This is a genomic window from Nocardia sp. NPDC005978 (assembly GCF_040614455.1).
Taxonomy (GTDB): Bacteria; Actinomycetota; Actinomycetes; order Mycobacteriales; family Mycobacteriaceae; genus Nocardia.
The window spans coordinates 1-18,018 of sequence record NZ_JBEXUS010000109.1 but is presented as its reverse complement, the minus strand read 5'-3'; the positions used below and the strand labels follow the sequence as shown (position 1 = coordinate 18,018).

The window sequence follows — 18,018 nt, the reverse complement described above, 5'->3', positions numbered from 1 at the left end:
TGCCAGCCATGCCGGAGCTTGATGAAGGTTTGTCGTCCACCCTGCTGCGTCGTCAGTTGGGTCGGTTCCTGCGAGAGGCTCGGGAGGGGACCGGCCTGTCAATCGTGAACGCGGCCAAGGAAGTTCAACTGAGTTTCAACGCGTTGCAACGTTTGGAGACCGGCCGGACGGCGAACCCGCGCCGGCAGGATGTCCGTGAGCTGTGCTCGCTATACGACGTCGACGCCGAGGAGACCGAACGTGCCGTCGGCCTGGCTTCGCGTGCCGCCGCGACAAGGGGCGAGAACGATGTGACCGCGATGGGCGGCCTTTTCTCGGACGCCTTCAACATGTATGTGGCGATGGAGCGCTCGGCTCGGCAGTTGCTCTCCTACCAGGAGCTGATCCCCGGCCTGCTGCAGACCGCAGAGTACGCACGGGCGATGACTCGTGCGTTCTTCGTCAACGGCACACACGAGGACATCGAGCGGCGCGTCCGAATCCGGCTCGATCGCCAGGTGCTGATCACCCGCAAAACGCGCCCGCTCGAGTTGGACGTGCTACTCCACGAGTCGGCGTTGCACCGCAGGGTCGGTGGCTCCGAGGTGATGGCCAACCAACTTCGGGAACTCGCCGAGGTCAGCAAACGCCCGAATGTCCGTGTCCGCGTACACCCGTTCTCGGCCGGATCGGTCTGGGGATTGCCCGCATTCCCGTTCGTACTGCTCGACTTCGGCACCGACGCCAGGGGCAAGCCCATCGAACCGCCCATCGTCTACCTCGACGGCGCGATGAGCAGCGATCTCTACATAGAGAAGCGCGAGGTAGTAGCGCGTTACCATGAGTTCGCCGATGCCCTGCGTCGCGACGCACTGGACGAGGCGACAACGCGAGACGTATTGCGCCAGGCTGCAAGGAGATTCGACAGTGAACGCTGATTCGGCAGCGCCGCGGTGGTTCAAGAGCAGCTACAGCGAGACCAGCGGCCAATGCGTGGAGGTAGCCTTCCTCGCCGCCGACGCGGTCGGCGTCCGCGACTCGAAGAACCCGTCGGCCGGCGCGCTCGTCTTCAGCTCCAAACAGTGGGCAGTCTTTACCTCGGCCCTCGGCAACGGCGGATTCGCCCCCTCCGAATAGCCCGAACGATCGAACTCACTGGCGGAAGATCATCCGGCCGGTTCGGCCAGCGCGATCGGCGGCAGTTGCGGACGTTCTCGCGCATGTGGGTGCGGATGGTTCTCTTTGGCATCGGATGGGCGGCGCCCCTCGCAGCGGCGAATTATCGTGCACTATCGCCGGGGATCTGGCGGAAACCGCCACTGAAGGGCCGATAGTGCACGATAAGTAGGGAGTCGCGCTGAATTCGGCGTGTCAGTGCGTTAGCTGCTGCTGAACCGGCGTGGCCGGTTGATCTTTCGCTCGCAGGACCACGTGCGAGGTGGAAGAGGCTGCCGGTGTGCGCTTTGACGGTGGCGGCGGTGATACGCATCCGGGCCGCGATATTCGGGTTGCCCAGCCCCTCCGCGATGGCTCGTGCGGGTGCGTCTCCGGCAGCGAACGACCGATACGGCCTGATATCGATTGAACTGCAGTTTGTGCGTATCGTCCCGGCGTCGTCGGTCGATTTCTAGGGACGCTGCCCGATGATCGAGTTCACCGCGACGCCGATGTGGTGAACGTTGGCGCGGTCCTGGTCGATCGGCGTGCTTTCCTGCTCGGACGCGGGTCCGCTCTGGATGTTGATGATCGATCGGCCGTTTCGGTCATTGTCGACCGAGACGACGATGGTTGAGCCGTGACTGGTGAGGCTGGTTCCGGTGAGGGCGGTGCATCGGAGGCTCTTCCAATCGATGTCCGGCGTGCGAGTGGGAAGGTGCTCCAGTGCGCGCAGGGCCGCCGAGAACACTCGATGTGGCGCGGAATCCACTGGGAATCGCGCGACTTGCGCGCCCCGGACAGGGAAGATGTCGAACTCGTGGACCGTGCTGTTGCTCGAAGCCTTCAGCCGGCGGACAAACACCCAGGTTGTTCCGGCCACCACTGCCGCTAACAGACCGAAGCCCACCGCGACCGAGCCACTCGCACCGAGAATCGACACAATGAGCCACACCGCCACCGCGGCGCCGGACACGATCGGAATGAACGAGGTCGCGCTTGGTTCCACGAAATGGCTGTCTCGAGTTCGAGTCGAGGTCTGCGAGCGACCCAAGCCCCGCTGTTCCGGCTGACTCGATATCTGGGTCTGGTTGCGTGCGCGGCGAACAAGGACCGTGGCGATGACGGCCATGCCCAGAACGAACCCGGTCCCCGCGATGCCCGCTGCCACTCCCATGCTCTGCCAGGCGTCCGAGGGGGTTCCCTCGCCGACCGCGACGGTTACACCGGTCGTGTAATCGGCTGTCAGCCTGTAGATTCCGCCTTGATCGGCGTGGAACGTGTATCCCGCGCGGCCTTCGACATCGTTGATGCCGTAGGACATCGTCGAGGTGACGCTCTGTAACCGGACGAGTTCGCCGTTGGGGTCGGTCAGGGTTACGGCGACGTCCTCGGCCGGCGGTCGTTCCCCCGCGCCCGCGTATTCGAAATGAATGGTGTAGTCGCGATCTGCGGCCAGCATGATTTGACCGGAGCCGGGTGTCTCGACGCGCTGGAACTGTCCGATCTTGTCGGGAAGTTGGACCAGAGCATTGATTCCGAAGATCGCGGCACCGATGATCCCTGCCACGATCGCGGCGATACCCGGAACGATCCACCACAGCGACGGCGTGGGTTGCGGAGGTCGAGACCAGGTCGGCTGCGGCTGTGGGTATCCCGGATAGCCCATGTCGAATCCTCTGTGGCGGTGCTGGACTCGGCCCAGCACGGCGTTCCCGGCTCGGTCGAGTAAACCCGAGTAGAACGGAGCACGCCTATTTCGTGTCAATACACAACACTACAATGCGACTCCGACAGACGGTGCGGCGTTCGGGAGCGCCGCCCAGCGATTCGTTCGACCGCGACAAGCTCCGGCTTTCGAGAGACGGTGTCGGTCTGCGCGCTATCGGGATTCAGTCGGTGCCACAAGCAGACTCGGATGGTAGTGCTGCATTTCGATGAGGATGGCCTCGACCGAGTAGGGGTGAAGTCTTTCCGGGGATAGAAGTATTGCCCTATGGCCCCGAGCATTCGACGCCGTCGCTTGGAGCACAGGTCCGTCCAACGGCATTGCCGGCTCCCACGGCGCCCGCTCGTTGAGGATGATCTCGACCGTGTAGGAAGGTCCGATCCTGCGTAACCGGACCGCGGCTACCCGGTGCCAGAGAATCTTGTCCATCTCCGGAATCAGGACGCCTTCTCGATCGAGGACGAGTTCGGGCTTGTTTCGAATCAACGCTGCCCACGAAACCGCAGTGGCTCCCAGAGAAAGCACGAGCATGCCTCCGCCGTACATGATTCGCTGCGGCAGGCCCATCTCCTCGACCAAGATAAAGAGAACGGCCATCACAACAAACACCGGGGAAAGTGCGGCGAACATGATCTGCACAGCGCGCGAACCCGGATAGATCGTCTGTTCGCTCATCGATTCCCCAACACCCAGATCTCTACCCGCGCCCGCCGTGACCTCAGCACGCCCTCGGCCGCAGGATTGCTCCGAACTCGACCCGTCACATCACCGCCCCACGGCTGGCCGTCATGCCGATCCTCCCCGACCCGGGCTCCGAACTCAACTCCCGCCGAACCGCACCCGAGCGAGCCGGCGAGCAGATCTGGAGACGTCCCATCGCATGCGAATCTTCCGGTTCAATGCTGTTGTAGGTCAGCTTGGTTCATCAATTTGGGGTCGAGTCCCGATGTCGCGCACGGCAACGCCGATGCGGTAGACGTTGGCGCGGTCTCTGCCCGGGGAGGAGGGGCGGGACGGACCTGGTGGGCCGCTTTGGATGTCGATAACCGATCCACCGTTGCCATCGTCCTCGACCGAGACGTGGATGGCTTCACCGTAGCCGCTCAGACCGTATCCGGTCAGTGCCGTGCATCGCCTGTTTTTCCAATCGATCTCGACCGCGCGGGGCGGGATTTCCTCCAATGCGCGCATCGCGGCAGAGAACACTCGAGCCGGTGGTTTCGATACCGGGAAACGCGCGAACTGAGAGTCGTGGACGGGAAGGATGTCGAACCCGCGGATCTCCCGGCTGTCGAGGTGCTCGGGGCGACGAATCAGGAGCCAGATGCCGCCGACCACGATGGCGGCCGCCACCGCGTATCCACCGGCGACCAGGTTGCTTTCGCCGAGAATGACCGCCACCGCACCCGCCAGGAGTGCGATACCGCTGATCACTCGGATGAATGTGTCGATAGGTACTCCCACCAGCGGCCTTTCAGTCCAACAGGATTCGAGATGATCAATGCTCGATGGAGAATCTGACGCCGGGCAGCCTCGGAGCATTCCGCCGACCACGTGATCGCCGACGAAGAAACATCATCGGCGGTGTCGCTAACCGGCCCAGAACCCGATGAGATCCTTTTTCTCGGTGACGGATCGGCGGAACCACGTGGCGAGAGGACCCGCATAGCCGCCGTGGTCGTCGGGGCCGGCGGCGTTGGCTTCCCATTCGGGTAGCAGTTCGGCGCAGCTTTCCTTGCCGATAGAGCCCCAGCCGCACGAGTCGGTGAAGGGAAACAGGTCGCCATCCATGTCGCTGGCCAGGCTGAGGATCTCCTCGGGAAGTCGCTTGTAGCCGAACCAGAAATTGACGTCACCGATGTAGGGGCCGAGATCCTCGCAGACCAGTTCCAGCGCGGAGATGTAGCTATCGGCGTGGTTCTCTTCGAACGGCCCGCCGGCGAAGATCGCCTGGAGTGCCTGCGGATGCTGCGCGTCCTCGCAGCGGTAGCACTCCTCGCACTCGGCGCCTTCGCAGTCCGCGGCATCGCACGGCTCGCAACAGCCTTCGCCGGGATCATGGTTCGGCAGTTCGGCCAGCAGTCGCTCGAGAAACTCCTCGTCCTTGGACCCGATAACGGCCTCGATCTCCGCGAGATCGACCAGATACACGTGCAAGATATGTGACACGCTCGAATTCTATTCAGCCCCAATGACATCTGGGCCTGGTTGAGTTGACCGCCCAGGGTTCGGCTTGAGGAATGAGGGCCGCCTTCGGGTGCGTTTCAAGGACTACCTCGTAACGGCATTCGTGTCGGCAGATCGTTGTCTAACAATCTGATCGGCCTTCCAGATAGCCGGGTAGCCACCTTCGGGGAGGAAGAGGCTGCCCGACATGCCATGTAGGCACGTTTCACTGTTCCGCGTCGCGGACCAGCAGCGCGATCTGTACCCGATTGGTGACTCCCAGCTTCGTGAACAGGTTGCCGGTGTGCGCCTTGACCGTGGCGACGGTGACACGCATCCGGGCCGCGACCTCCGGGTTGCCCAGCCCGTCCGCGATGGCTCGTGCGGTCTCGAGCTCGCGTTCGGACAGGGCGGACAGGCGTTTTCGTGCGGCAGCGCGGGAACCGGCGCGGGACTCGGCGGAACCCGGGCCGGTTGCCGCGGCGATCACACGTGCGGTGACCGTGGGGGACAGCACCGGGTCGCCGGCCGCGACGGTGCGTACCGCGTCGGCTATTCGAGCGGGCGGGGTGTCCTTGAGGACGAAGCCGAGGGCGCCGGCGCGCAGCGCGCCGAGTACCAACTCGTCGGAGTCGAAGGTGGTCAGCATCAGGATCGCCGGTGCGGAGGGGACGGTGCGCAGGTACCGCGTGGTGTCGACGCCGTCGCGGCCAGGCATTCGCACATCCATCAGTACTACGTCGGGACGGTGTTCGGTGACCGCCTCGATCGCGGCGTCCCCGTCGGAGGCCTCGGCGACAACGGTGAGGTCTGGTTCGCCGTCGATCACCAGGCGCAGGGCCATTCGGACCAGCTGGTCGTCGTCGACGATGATCACGCGCACCGGGGCCTGTTCACTGTGCACTCATGCTCTTTTCTCGCGGTCGTGCTCCGGCCAGGGAAGGTGCGCGGTAAGAACGTACCCGTCGTCGGGAGTGCGGTGATGGTCGAGTCTGCCACCGGCCAGGGAGATCCGTTCGGCTAGGCCCAGCAGACCGAAACCCGAAGCCGGGGGCCGGGGGACAGGTGCGGCGGCCGCCGAGTTGCGGACGCTGACGTGCAATTCCCGGCCGGGCGTGCCGGCCACGGTGATGTGCACCGCCGCGGACGGCGCGTGCTTCGCGGCGTTGGTCAGTCCCTCCTGAACCACCCGATAGCCGGTCCGCCCAAGGGTTTCGGGCGGAGCAGCCGTCACCGTGCTGGCGAGCGTTATGTCCAAACCTGACGAGCGAGCGTCCGCCACCAGATCAGGGATCCGGTCCAGTGTGGGTTGCGGGGGTTCGGGGCGGTCGGTGTCGGCGCGAAGAACGCCGAGCACGTCCCGAAGTTCTTCCAGCGCTTGGCGAGAGCCGTCGGCGATCCCGCGGATCAGCGTGCGTTTGTCCGTGTCCGCGAGGTCGTCGCGGTGTTCCAGGACCCCGGCCTGCATGGCCACCAGCGAGATTCGGTGCGCGAGTACATCGTGCATTTCCCGGGCGATGCGGTTGCGTTCGGTGGCCTGTGCCTGCGCTGTACGGGCGGCCTGTTCGCGTTCCGCGCTGTCGGCGCGGTCCCGCAGCGATCGCAGTTCCGAGCGCCGGGCGTCGATGGCCACCCCGGTTGCCACCGCGATCCCCGCGCTCGCCACCGGAAGCGCGAGTGACAGCCAGATCGGGGCCGGTGGCGTGTCGAGGGGGTAGAGGTGCTCGCTGAACTGCGCCGCCGCCACATACGCCGCCACGACCACCCCGATCTCGATCGGACGGCGGCGAGTAGCGAGCGAGCACAGGGCAAGCAGCGCCGCACCGGTGGCCAATGCCGATGCGGCCGAAGCGATCACGACCACCAGGGCGACGGTGAACGGAAAGCGCCGTCGCCACAGCAGTGCCGTCAAGCAGCCGAGGGCGATCAGCGGATCACCGGTGATGAACCAGGAGCAGGTATCAGCCGCACAACCCACCGGCAGCGCCGTGGCGACGGAGAACCAGAAGACCGTGCCGAGTATCGCGGCCGCCGCCAGCCGCCAGGTCTGCTGCCATGCCCCGAGCCGAGGAGCGCCGACGGTGTCCATCGGGCCATTATCGCGACACCCACCCGCCGGAAGCAGCAGCCCAGCGGCCGATGCGCGATGCGACTCGGGTCGGACAGCCGCCTCGACTTTCGTCGAACACGAGGCCCCTCGCCGGAGCGATGTGCGGGCCGAGCGAGCGCGAAAGACTTGCCGTATGAGTCGACAACAGTTTCGAAATCTGAGCCTGCTGGCCGTACTCGGGCTCGCCGCGGCGCTGGTCGGGGCCTTCGTCGTGACCGCCCGGCCGACCGAAGACCCCGTGACGCAGGTGCGGTGGGGCGCTTGTCCGGAGGGCGTCGAGGATCCCGCGTCCGGGCCCGCCCGATTGCAGTGCGCGACTGTGCCGGTACCCCTGAACTACAGCGAACCCGACGGCGAGCGGATCGAGATCATGATCTCTCGGCTGGCGAGCGGGAATCCCGGCAAGCGGCGCGGGGTGTTGTTGCTCAACCCCGGTGGCCCGGGCGGCTCGGGACTGGATCAGCCCGCGTTCCTGGCCGCGCAGGGACTGCCCGCCGACGTGCTGGACAGCTACGACGTGATCGGCATGGATACCCGTGGTGTAGGACGTTCGGCGGCGGTGAGCTGCGGATTCACCGATGACCAAACGTATTTCGGCAACATCCCGCCGTATGCGGCGAACGACGCTGCGGTCACCGAGCGGGCCGCGGTCGCGCAGGGCGTCGCCGAACAGTGCGCGGCCAATGATCACGAGGGCCGGTTGCGGTACATATCGACGGCGAACATGGCCCGCGATCTGGACCGGATCCGGGCGGCGCTGGGTGAGGAGAAAGCCAGCTTCCTCGGCTATTCCTACGGGACCGCGCTGGGCGCCGCCTACGCCTCGATGTTCCCGGAACGGGCCGACCGCATCGTCCTCGACAGCAATATCGGCAACACCTACCTCGACCACGACGGGATGCGCCTGTACGGCCTCGGAATGGAGGAGACGTTCCCCGACTTCGCCGCGTGGGCCGCCGCGCGCCACGACACCTACGGTCTGGGCCGCACCCCCGAGGAAGTGCGGGCGACGTATCTCACCCTCGCCGGGCGGCTCGACGCGAACCCGATGGATGGGTTGGACGGCAGCCTCTTTCGGTTCGGAGCCTTCTTCACGCTCTATCGCTCGACGTTGTACGCGCCGACGGCCGAGAGCTGGAAAACACTGCTGGAAACCGGACGTCCGGGCCCCGAGGGTGGCCGCCCGCCCGGTACCGGAGCACCCGCGCCGACCGATAACGCCTGGACGGTCTTTCTCGCGGTCACCTGCAACGATGTCGAGTGGCCGGAGGATGTCCGGACCTACCACCGTGCCGTCGCCGAGGACCGGGAACGCTACCCGCTCTACGGCGCCGCCGCCGCGAACGTGATGCCCTGCGCCTACTGGAAGCTAGGCCCGTCCGAGCCGCCGGTACGGATCGACAACACCGGCCCGGCCGACGTACTGATCGTGCAGAACCGCCACGACCCGGTCACCCCGCTCCGCGGCGGCGAGCTGCTCGACGAAAAGTTCGGTGAGCGTTCACGTTTGGTCACCGTCGACGGCAGCGGGCACGGGGCATACGTTCTCGGCGAGAACCGCTGTGCGACCGAGGTTGTCACCGGGTACCTGGTGGAGGGCGCGATGCCGGAGGACGATCTGACGTGTCAGGCGGGCTAATGCCGGTGCCGACCCAGCATGGTTCCGGACGGTGGTCGCCGGCGCGGTCCCTGCCGTCCCGGGGCCGCTCGTCGGCTCGCACAGTCACCTGTTGCGAGCGATCGATCGCGCTTCACCGCAGCTGTTCACCGAGAACGGGTCTGTCGTGGTGCGGCCGTGGACCTCGAACCGTCACGGACGCCAGGCCTTCCACGGTTCCGCGCTTACCGCCTCGGTCAGCGCGGTATGCGGCAGTAGCGGATGGCCACCGGTGGCGTGGACTGAACCCTCCTCGTCGTAATTCGCCTGTGGCGGGTACGGAGGATCGTCTGGAGTTTCGCCTTCGAAGATGAACCGATATGCGCGGCCGAGGAAGTCATACAACAGTTCGTCGGAATCGATCGACACACCGGTCAACTGCTCGTAGTCATCGGCAGACATCCATCGTGACTGCAAGAGTTCTGCGAACTGGGTCCTGAGTTTCGCCGGAAAGTCCGGATTCAGTTCCAAGAACCGCGGGACCTTCAGTTGATCTCGTGCGAACTCGGACCAGTCGTAGAAGATCTCGTAGTTCATCGCACCCAGGATGTACTCCAACTCCTTCTCCACACCAGCAGCTTAGGTCTCCACTCGGCAACCTGAGCACTCGACAACACACCAAACTCGGCATGTGCGGGTGTTTATCGGGACGATCGACTCGGGAGACGCAACGGCTGGGGCATCGCTGCGCAGTGCAGCTTTCCGCGCGTCCGAACTCGTTGTGATTAGCATCGGCGTTCATGTCCGAGCATGAACATGTCCTCGACTGGCTACAGAGCTGGTACGCCGCGCAGTGCGACGGCGACTGGGAACACGGATGGGGTGTGCGGATCGAGACGCTCGACAACCCCGGCTGGCTCGTCGAGATCAACCTCGAGCAAACAGATCTGGAAGATCAGAAATATCCTCGACAACAGATCGACCGGAGCGAGCACGATTGGGTTCATGCGTGGACCGCTGGGCAGACTTTCCGCCTGGCCTGCGGTCCGCGCAACCTGACCGAGGCGCTCGCTCTGTTTCGCGTCTGGGCATCGACGCGAGACTGAACAGCGCGGTGTCTGTGCCGATCAGCGCCGAACCCTTCAGCGATGGTGCGTTCGGAAGCGCCGGCGGCCAACCGGGTCGAGGTGTCGAGAGTCCTGCGTCACTGCCTGACCATGGCGAACCCGGATCTCGCGACCTCGAGGCCACCGATGATCGCCACCACCACGCCCACCTTGTGCAACGAGATCACCGGTGTCTCGATATCGCGGGCGAACAACCACAGCGCCAGGCCGACGGCTAGCACCGCGACGCCGATCAGGATCGAAATGACGTGGTTGCGCATGCTTCTCCTTCGAATACAGGTTTCGCACAGCCCCGCGGCTGTCATTTGCTAACACGACTGTACTACCATAACGCAGGTGCCCAAACTCATCGACCATGCGCAGCGACAGCAGGAGATTGCCGAGGCGGTCTGGCGGGTGATCCAGCGCGACGGTGTGAGCGCGGTATCGGTCCGGGATGTGGCCGCGGAGGCCGGGATTTCGGCCGGATCCCTGCGGCACGTGTTCGCCAGTAAGGCGGAACTGCTGGCGTACTCGATGCGGCTGGTGCAGAAGCGAGTTCGCGAACGGGCCGAGGCGCATGCGGCGATCACCGACCCCTGGGAACGAGCTCTCGCGGTCATCGCCGAGTTTCTGCCGCTCGACGCCAATCGGCGCTGCGAGATAGATGTCAATCTCGCACTTGTCGCCGAGAGTCCGGCACACCCCCTACTGAAAGACATTGCGCTGGACGCCTACCGGGAACTGCGCGCGGGTTGCGTGACGGTGCTGACCCGGCTGGCCGATCGTGGACTGATCAGGCCAGCACTCGACCTCGACGCCGAAGCGATCCGGCTGCACGCACTGATCGACGGTGTAGCCCTGCACGCACTGATCGGGGATGCCGACGCTGCGCACACGGCAGAGGGCGTCATTGCTCATCATCTGCGGACCCTCGCCTGAAACCCGGGAGAAGGGGAGTATCCGCATGAAATCGGCCGTCACCGGTGGGCGCGGTTACGCGTCGGACCATGACTTGCGGCCAGTCCGTCCATCCTGCTTGCCAAGTGCAGTCCGGCACCACCACAACGGGTTACGCCTCTGTGAGAGGCTTCGGCGCGTACGGGGTGGGGAAGGCGTGATTGTCGTCTACCTGGACGGGCCTGCCCAACTGCGGGAACGCCCGCTGGCCGCAGTCGGCGCGTTCGCAGACCTTGCAGCCCGCGCCGATGGGGACCGCCGAGCGGGGATCGTCGATCGGCAGGCTGTGGGAGTACACCAGTTTGTGGGCGTAGGCCAGGTCGCAGCCGAGGCCGATCGCGAACTCCCTTTTGGGTGAGAGGTATCCGGGGGTGTTCTCGTCGGTCGTGCGGGCCAGCCACAGGTAATTGCGGCCGTCGGGCATCTGCGCGATCTGGGTGCGGATCCGGCCGGGGGTCGAGAACGCCTCGTGTACCACCCACAGGGGGCAGCTGCCGCCTACCCGGGAGAAGTGGAAAGCTGTGGCGGACTGGCGTTTCGAGATGTTTCCCGCCCTGTCGGTGCGGACGAAGAAGAACGGCACGCCGCGCTCGCCGGGGCGTTGCAGGGTCGAGAGGCGGTGGCAGACGGTCTCGAAGCCGACCTCGAATTTCGATGACAGCAACTCGATGTCGTAGCGCAGGGATTCCGCCGCATCGCGGAATTGCCTGTACGGCAAGATCAAGGCACCGGCGAAATAGTTCGCCAAACCGATCCGTAGAACGCCCTGTGAGCGTTCAGGGACCGACTCCGCCGCGTCTATGAGCGCGGACATCGTCGCGGATTGCGTGAGAAACGCCAGCTGCGTGGCCAATTGGAATGCGCGCTGGCCGGGGGAGAGCCGGCGGGCCAGTACCAGCAGGCGATCGTTCGGGTCGTAACTGCGCTTGGGGCCGGGCGCGTCCGGATCGTCCGTGCGGATCATGACCGCCACCCCGTGCTGTTCCCGCAGTATCCGCGTCAGTTGCAGATCCAGACCGCCGATCGTCAAACCGTTGCGCGCGAACAGCTCTTCGGCGGCGGCATCGAGTTCGGGTATGTGATTGCGCCGGTCGTAGAAGTAGTCCCGGACATCCTCGTAGGGTCGGGAAACCGTGGGATCGGTTGTCCCACCGTCTATTCCGGCCGACATCCGCTCGATCTGCTCGGTCGCCCCGCGCAGCCGGCGATGCAGCCCGACCAGCATGTGCGCGGCCGCCGGAACGCGAGCCACCAGGTCGTCGATCTCCGCCGTGGTGATCCCCGGACCGTCGGCGCCCTCGAGGCCCAGCGTCATCCCGGAGTCGTCGGCGAACACATCGTGCAGCGCGGCGATCAGCCGGGCATCGGTGTCGGCGGCGAAGAACCCCATGTCCAGATCGAAGGTGGAGTTGAGCCGCAGCAGCACCGGGACGGTCAGCGGGCGCTGGTCGTGCTCGAGCTGATTGATGTAGCTGACCGATAGCCCCAGGGTCTTGGCCATCGCGGACTGCGACAGGCCGCGCTGCTCCCGCAAAGTGCGCAACCGCCCGCCCGCATACATCTTCTGCATGTCGCCCAATCTAGCAACACGCACTTTTACAACTTTCACAGTTTCACAGCCCCGCTTCCGCAAAAATCGGCATTTGCGGGGTATTTCCGGCTTCTACGGCGCTGTGTAGCGTGCGAAAAGTACCGATGAATTCGATCCGAATCCGTTTCCAGGAGGTCCCGGCCCGTGAAGAACCATCTCGTCCGCACCCACCGCTCCGCGGAAGTCTTCCCGCGTGAGGAGCACCTGGCCTGGCGTATCGCCGAGGTCGCCGCGGATGCCGTGGAGGTTGCTCCGGAGACCGAGGAGATGATCGTCAACCGGATCATCGACAATGCCGCCGTGGCCGCCGCCTCGGTCACCCGCCGCCCGGTGGCCAACGCCAGCGCCCAGGCGCAGCGCCACGCCTACACCCCCGGCGCGACCGTCTTCGGCATCGAGGGCACCTTCTCCCCGGAGTGGGCCGCCTGGGCCAACGGCGTCGCGGTCCGCGAACTCGACTTCCACGACACCTTCCTGGCCGCGGAGTACTCGCACCCCGGCGACAACATCCCCTCGATCCTGGCCGTCGCGCAGCACACCGGCCGTAGCGGCCGCGACCTGATCCGCGGTCTCGCAACGGGTTACGAGATCCAGGTCGACCTGGTCAAGGGAATCTGCCTGCACGAGCACAAGATCGACCACGTCGCGCACCTCGGCCCCTCGGCCGCCGCCGGCATCGGCACCCTGCTCGGCCTGGACACCGAGGTCATCTACCAGGCCGTCGGCCAGGCGCTGCACACCACGACCGCCACCCGGCAGTCCCGCAAGGGCGAGATCTCCAGCTGGAAGGCGTACGCCCCGGCGTTCGCGGGCAAGATGGCCGTCGAGGCCGTGGACCGCGCGCTGCGCGGCGAGGGCGCGCCCTCGCCCATCTGGGAGGGTGAGGACGGCGTCATCGCGTGGCTGCTCGGCGGCCCGACCAAGGAATACACCGTGCCGCTGCCCGGCCCGGGCGAGGCCAAGCGCGGCATCCTGGACACCTACACCAAGGAGCACTCGGCCGAGTACCAGTCGCAGGCCCCGATCGACCTGGCGTTCCGCCTGCGGGAGCGGGTCGGCGACCTGAGCCAGATCGCTTCGATCGTGCTGCACACCAGCCACCACACGCACTACGTGATCGGCACCGGCTCCAACGACCCGCAGAAGTTCGACCCCAAGGCTTCTCGCGAGACCCTGGATCACTCGATCATGTACATCTTCGCGGTCGCGCTGCAGGACGGTGAGTGGCACCACGAGCGCTCCTACGCCCCCGAGCGCGCGCAGCGGCCCGACACCGTCGAGCTGTGGAACAAGATCTCCACCGCCGAGGACGCGGAGTGGACCCGCCGCTACCACTCGATCGACCCGAACGAGAAGGCCTTCGGCGCGCGCGCCGAGGTGACCCTCAAGAGCGGCGAGGTCATCGTGGACGAACTGGCGGTCGCCGACGCGCACCCGCTGGGCGCGCGGCCCTTCGCCCGCGACCAGTACATCGCCAAATTCCGCACCCTCGCCGAGGGCGTCATCGCCCCCGCAGAGCAGGACCGCTTCCTCGAAGTGGTCCAGCGCGCGGGCGAGCTGTCTGCCGCAGAGCTCTCCGAGCTGAACTTCGTCGTCTCGGCAGACGTGCTCGCCCGCGCGCCCCAGTCCCCGAAGGGTCTCTTCTGATGACCGGCCTCCTCGCCGCCCCCACCTCCGCCGCCGACAAGCGCGCGGCCTTCAAGGCCGGACTGACCTCGGGACGCATCCAGCGCTTCCCCGGAGCCTTCAATCCGTTGGTGGCCAAGCTGATTCAAGAGATCGGCTTCGAAGGCGTCTACGTCTCGGGCGCGGTGCTGTCGGCCGACCTGGGACTGCCCGACATCGGCCTCACCACCCTCACCGAGGTCGCCGGGCGCGGACAGCAGATCGCCCGGGTCACCGATCTGCCGGTGCTCATCGACGCCGACACCGGTTTCGGCGAGCCCATGAGTGCGGCCCGCACGGTCACCGTCATGGAGGACGCGGGAATCGCGGGACTGCACCTGGAGGACCAGGTCAATCCCAAGCGCTGTGGCCATCTCGACGGCAAGGCCGTGGTCCCGACCGAGGACATGGTCCGGCGGTTGAGCGCGGCCGTCGCCGCGCGCCGGGATCCGAACTTCGTGATCTGCGCGCGCACCGACGCGGCGGGAATCGAAGGCATCGACGCGGCGATAGACCGGGCCAAGGCCTACGCCGACGCCGGTGCGGACCTCATCTTCACCGAGGCGCTGCACACCCCGGCGGAATTCGAGAAGTTCCGGGCAGCGGTCTCGATTCCGCTGCTGGCCAACATGACCGAGTTCGGTAAATCCGAATTGCTCGCGGCCGAGGTTTTGGAATCGATCGGCTACAACGCGGTCATCTACCCGGTCACCACACTTCGCCTGGCCATGTTCGCGGCCGAGGCGGGACTGCGTGAGATCTATACGCAGGGAACACAAGCGGGGCTCCTGGACAAGATGCAGCATCGCAGCCGTCTGTACGAGCTCCTGCAGTACGAGCGCTACAACGAATTCGACACGGATATCTTCAATTTCACTCTGGGGAGGAACCAATGAGTGCCGTATCGCGGAGCGATTCTGTGGGGGGTGGTGGTCGGGCGACGGGTGGGCCGGAGACCGCGATTCAGGCCATATACAAAGGTCTCGCCGGCGTCGTCGTCGACACCACCTCGGTCTCCAAGGTGGTGCCGGAAACCAACTCGCTGACCTACCGCGGCTACGCGGTGCAGGATCTGGCGGCCAACTGCAGTTTCGAACAGGTCGCCTACCTGCTGTGGTACGGCGAACTGCCCAATGACGCCCAGCTGTCACAGTTCCTGCAGCAGGAACGCGCATCTCGGCGCGCGGACCGCTCGCTGCTGTCGCTCATCGCCAAGATGCCCGACAACTGCCACCCGATGGACGTGGTCCGCACCGCCATCAGCTGGCTCGGCGCGGAGGACCCCGAGGAGTGGGACAACTCACCGAAGGCCAACCGCGCCAAGGCTCTTCGCATGATGGCCGTGCTGCCCACCATCGTGGCCGCCGACCATCGCAAGCGGCACGGGCTCGAGCCCATCGCTCCGCACTCGCACCTGGGCTTCGCGGAGAACTTCCTGAACATGTGCTTCGGGAAGGTCCCGTCGCCGGAGCTGGTCAAGGCGTTCGAGGTCTCGCTGATCCTCTACGCCGAGCACAGCTTCAACGCCTCCACCTTCGCCGCCCGGGTGGTCACCTCCACCCTGTCGGACATCTACAGCGCGGTCACCGCCGCCATCGGAGCGCTCAAGGGCCCGCTGCACGGCGGCGCCAACGAGGCGGTCATGCACGACATGATCGAAATCGGCGATCCGGCGCTGGCCGAGGAGTGGATGCGGAACAAGCTGGCCAAGAAGGAAAAAGTCATGGGCTTCGGCCATCGGGTCTACAAGAACGGTGATTCGCGGGTTCCGACCATGAAGCAGGCCTTCCTGGACATCGCCGCCGCCACCGACGGCGCGAAGTGGGTCGAGATGTACGAGATCCTCGACAAGACCATGACCGAGGCCACCGGCATCAAGCCGAACCTCGACTTCCCCACGGGCCCGGCGTATTACCTGCTGGGCTTCGACATCGAGGTGTTCACGCCCATCTTCGTGATGAGCCGTATCACCGGCTGGACCGCGCACATCATCGAACAGGGTGAATCCAACGCGCTGATCCGTCCGCTGAGTGAATACGTCGGCGTGCCACAGCGTTCCGTCGTCGCCTGATATCGACGTCCGGAACCGGGACGGCCCGCGCACACCCGCGCGGGCCGTCCACCGTTTTGCCCTGCGACATAACGCATTCGAGACTCTCCGACTCATGAGGTAGATCCACGTATGTTCTCCAAAGTGCTGGTGGCCAATCGCGGCGAGATCGCCATTCGCGCGTTCCGGGCCGCGTACGAACTCGGCGCGAACACCGTCGCGGTCTTCCCGTACGAGGACCGCAATTCCCCGCACCGGCTCAAGGCCGACGAATCGTACGAGATCGGTGAGGTCGGGCACCCGGTCCGCGCGTACCTGTCGGTGGACGAGATCATCGCGGCGGCACGGCGTTCGGGCGCGGACGCGGTGTATCCCGGCTACGGCTTCCTGTCGGAGAACCCGGCGCTGGCCGCGGCGTGCGCGGCGGCGGGGATCACCTTCATCGGGCCGTCGGCGGAGATTCTGGAGTGGACCGGTAACAAGGCCACGGCCATCGCCGCGGCCAAGGCCGCCGGGCTGCCGGTGCTCGCCTCGTGTGCGCCGTCCGCGGATGTGGACGAGCTCGTGAAGGCGTCGGAGAGCATGGAGTTCCCGGTCTTCGTGAAGGCCGTGGCCGGCGGCGGCGGGCGCGGTATGCGCCGCGTGGAGGACGCCGTGCTGTTGCGCGAGGCCATCGAAGCCGCAGCGCGCGAAGCGGAGTCGGCGTTCGGCGACCCGACGGTGTTCCTGGAGCAGGCGGTGATCAATCCGCGCCATATCGAGGTACAGATTCTGGCCGACACCCACGGCAATGTCATTCACCTGTACGAGCGCGACTGCTCGCTGCAGCGCAGGCATCAGAAGGTGATCGAGCTCGCCCCCGCCCCGAACCTGGATCCTGAACTGCGCGATCGTATCTGCGCGGACGCGGTGGCGTTCGCGAAGCAGATCGGGTACAGCTGCGCGGGGACCGTGGAGTTCCTGCTGGACGAGCGCGGCAGGCACGTGTTCATCGAGATGAATCCGCGTATTCAGGTGGAGCACACGGTGACCGAGGAGATCACCGATGTGGATCTGGTGCAGTCGCAGATGCGGATCGCGGCGGGGGAGTCGCTGCAAGATCTGGGTTTGAGTCAGGAGTCGATCGTGATCCGGGGTGCGGCGTTGCAGTGCCGCATCACCACAGAGGATCCGGCCAACGGATTCCGCCCCGACACCGGCCGCATCACCGGGTATCGCTCACCGGGCGGCGCGGGCGTGCGCCTGGACGGCGGCGCGAACGTCGGCGCGGAAGTGGGCGCATACTTCGACTCCATGCTGGTCAAGCTCACCTGTCGCGGGCGCGACTTCCCTACGGCGGTGGCTCGAGCCCGCCGGGCCGTGACCGAGTTCCGCATCCGCGGCCTGGCCACCAATATCGGCTTCCTACAGGCTGTTCTGGACGACCCGGACTTCCGGGCCGGGCGGGTCACCACGTCGTTCATCGACGAGCGGCCCGAACTGCGCACCCGGCGCACCTCGGCCGATCGCGCGTCGAAGATCCTGGACTATCTGGCCGATGTCACGGTGAACAAGCCGCACGGCCCGCGCCCGACCAAGGTGTACCCACACGACAAACTGCCGGCCATCGATCTGGCCGTGCCGCCGCCGGCGGGCAGCCGCCAGCGCCTGCTGGAACTCGGGCCGGAGGGGTTCGCGCGGGCACTGCGCGAGCAGAAGGCTCTCGCCGTCACCGACACGACGTTCCGCGACGCGCATCAGTCGCTGCTCGCCACCCGCGTGCGCACCAGTGGTCTACTGGCCGTCGCCGGGCACGTGGCGCGCATGACGCCGGAACTGCTGTCCATCGAATGCTGGGGCGGCGCAACCTATGACGTGGCGCTGCGGTTCCTGTACGAGGACCCGTGGGAGCGGTTGGCCGCGCTGCGCGA

The 18,018-nt window shown here is 65.9% G+C and carries 18 protein-coding genes; 9 read left to right on the top strand and 9 right to left on the bottom strand.

Annotated features, from left to right (window positions below; translation table 11 throughout):
- Positions 1-8: 8 nt before the first annotated feature.
- Together ABZ319_RS32935 and ABZ319_RS32930 are read left to right on the top strand one after the other, a co-directional pair.
- Positions 9-917, top strand: coding sequence for a helix-turn-helix transcriptional regulator (locus tag ABZ319_RS32935; RefSeq protein WP_354990449.1), 909 nt, complete (start codon positions 9-11; stop codon positions 915-917).
- Positions 907-1,116: a DUF397 domain-containing protein gene (locus ABZ319_RS32930; RefSeq protein ID WP_354990448.1), complete on the top strand. Its 210-nt coding sequence runs from the start codon at positions 907-909 to the stop codon at positions 1,114-1,116. The genes ABZ319_RS32935 and ABZ319_RS32930 overlap by 11 nt, the downstream gene beginning before the upstream one ends.
- A 490-nt stretch (positions 1,117-1,606) precedes the next feature.
- Here ABZ319_RS32930 and ABZ319_RS32925 read toward each other — a convergent pair whose 3' ends face one another.
- The 6 genes from ABZ319_RS32925 to ABZ319_RS32900 form a co-directional block, all read right to left on the bottom strand.
- Positions 1,607-2,803, bottom strand: coding sequence for a hypothetical protein (locus tag ABZ319_RS32925; protein WP_354990447.1), 1,197 nt, complete (start codon positions 2,801-2,803; stop codon positions 1,607-1,609).
- A 213-nt stretch (positions 2,804-3,016) separates the two neighbouring features.
- The gene (locus ABZ319_RS32920; protein ID WP_354990446.1) at positions 3,017-3,538 is read right to left on the bottom strand and encodes a hypothetical protein; all 522 of its coding nucleotides are present in this window, start codon (positions 3,536-3,538) and stop codon (positions 3,017-3,019) included.
- 237 nt (positions 3,539-3,775) lie between these two features.
- Positions 3,776-4,297, bottom strand: coding sequence for a hypothetical protein (locus ABZ319_RS32915; RefSeq protein WP_354990445.1), 522 nt, complete (start codon positions 4,295-4,297; stop codon positions 3,776-3,778).
- A 156-nt stretch (positions 4,298-4,453) separates the two neighbouring features.
- On the bottom strand, positions 4,454-5,014 hold the full coding sequence (locus ABZ319_RS32910) for a hypothetical protein (RefSeq protein WP_354990444.1): 561 nt from the start codon (positions 5,012-5,014) through the stop codon (positions 4,454-4,456).
- Between the two features lie 241 nt (positions 5,015-5,255).
- Positions 5,256-5,933: a response regulator transcription factor gene (locus ABZ319_RS32905; protein ID WP_354990443.1), complete on the bottom strand. Its 678-nt coding sequence runs from the start codon at positions 5,931-5,933 to the stop codon at positions 5,256-5,258.
- Positions 5,934-7,118 (bottom strand): histidine kinase, encoded by a 1,185-nt coding sequence (locus ABZ319_RS32900; RefSeq protein WP_354990442.1) that lies wholly within the window; start codon positions 7,116-7,118, stop codon positions 5,934-5,936.
- 154 nt (positions 7,119-7,272) lie between these two features.
- Here ABZ319_RS32900 and ABZ319_RS32895 point away from each other — a divergent pair, with 154 nt between their 5' ends.
- Complete coding sequence (locus tag ABZ319_RS32895; RefSeq protein WP_354990441.1) at positions 7,273-8,778, top strand: alpha/beta hydrolase; 1,506 nt, start codon at positions 7,273-7,275, stop codon at positions 8,776-8,778.
- A 171-nt stretch (positions 8,779-8,949) separates the two neighbouring features.
- Here ABZ319_RS32895 and ABZ319_RS32890 read toward each other — a convergent pair whose 3' ends face one another.
- Positions 8,950-9,366, bottom strand: coding sequence for a hypothetical protein (locus ABZ319_RS32890; protein WP_354990440.1), 417 nt, complete (start codon positions 9,364-9,366; stop codon positions 8,950-8,952).
- A 170-nt stretch (positions 9,367-9,536) separates the two neighbouring features.
- On the opposite strand from ABZ319_RS32890, the gene ABZ319_RS32885 reads away from it, so the two are divergent.
- A complete protein-coding gene (locus ABZ319_RS32885; protein WP_354990439.1) occupies positions 9,537-9,842 on the top strand; it encodes an immunity 53 family protein in 306 nt (101 codons plus the stop codon).
- A gap of 98 nt (positions 9,843-9,940) precedes the next feature.
- Here ABZ319_RS32885 and ABZ319_RS32880 read toward each other — a convergent pair whose 3' ends face one another.
- Positions 9,941-10,123, bottom strand: a complete 183-nt coding sequence (locus ABZ319_RS32880; RefSeq protein ID WP_354990438.1) for a DUF5708 family protein — start codon at positions 10,121-10,123, stop codon at positions 9,941-9,943.
- Positions 10,124-10,199: 76 nt separating this feature from the next.
- Here ABZ319_RS32880 and ABZ319_RS32875 point away from each other — a divergent pair, with 76 nt between their 5' ends.
- Positions 10,200-10,784 (top strand): TetR family transcriptional regulator C-terminal domain-containing protein, encoded by a 585-nt coding sequence (locus ABZ319_RS32875; RefSeq protein ID WP_354990437.1) that lies wholly within the window; start codon positions 10,200-10,202, stop codon positions 10,782-10,784.
- A 130-nt stretch (positions 10,785-10,914) separates the two neighbouring features.
- Here ABZ319_RS32875 and ABZ319_RS32870 read toward each other — a convergent pair whose 3' ends face one another.
- Positions 10,915-12,372: a short-chain fatty acyl-CoA regulator family protein gene (locus ABZ319_RS32870; RefSeq protein WP_354990436.1), complete on the bottom strand. Its 1,458-nt coding sequence runs from the start codon at positions 12,370-12,372 to the stop codon at positions 10,915-10,917.
- A gap of 165 nt (positions 12,373-12,537) precedes the next feature.
- Between ABZ319_RS32870 and prpD the strand changes: the two genes are divergently transcribed.
- The 4 genes from prpD to ABZ319_RS32850 form a co-directional block, all read left to right on the top strand.
- Complete coding sequence (prpD, locus tag ABZ319_RS32865; RefSeq protein ID WP_354990435.1) at positions 12,538-14,040, top strand: 2-methylcitrate dehydratase PrpD; 1,503 nt, start codon at positions 12,538-12,540, stop codon at positions 14,038-14,040.
- Entirely contained in the window at positions 14,040-14,954 is a 915-nt protein-coding gene (gene prpB, locus ABZ319_RS32860) for a methylisocitrate lyase (RefSeq protein WP_354990434.1), read from the top strand. The genes prpD and prpB overlap by 1 nt, the downstream gene beginning before the upstream one ends.
- The gene (locus tag ABZ319_RS32855) at positions 14,951-16,129 is read left to right on the top strand and encodes a bifunctional 2-methylcitrate synthase/citrate synthase (RefSeq protein ID WP_354990433.1); all 1,179 of its coding nucleotides are present in this window, start codon (positions 14,951-14,953) and stop codon (positions 16,127-16,129) included. The genes prpB and ABZ319_RS32855 overlap by 4 nt, the downstream gene beginning before the upstream one ends.
- 111 nt (positions 16,130-16,240) lie before the next feature.
- Positions 16,241-18,018, top strand: a 1,778-nt coding sequence (locus ABZ319_RS32850; protein ID WP_354990432.1) for a pyruvate carboxylase, incomplete at its 3' end; no start/stop codon positions are given.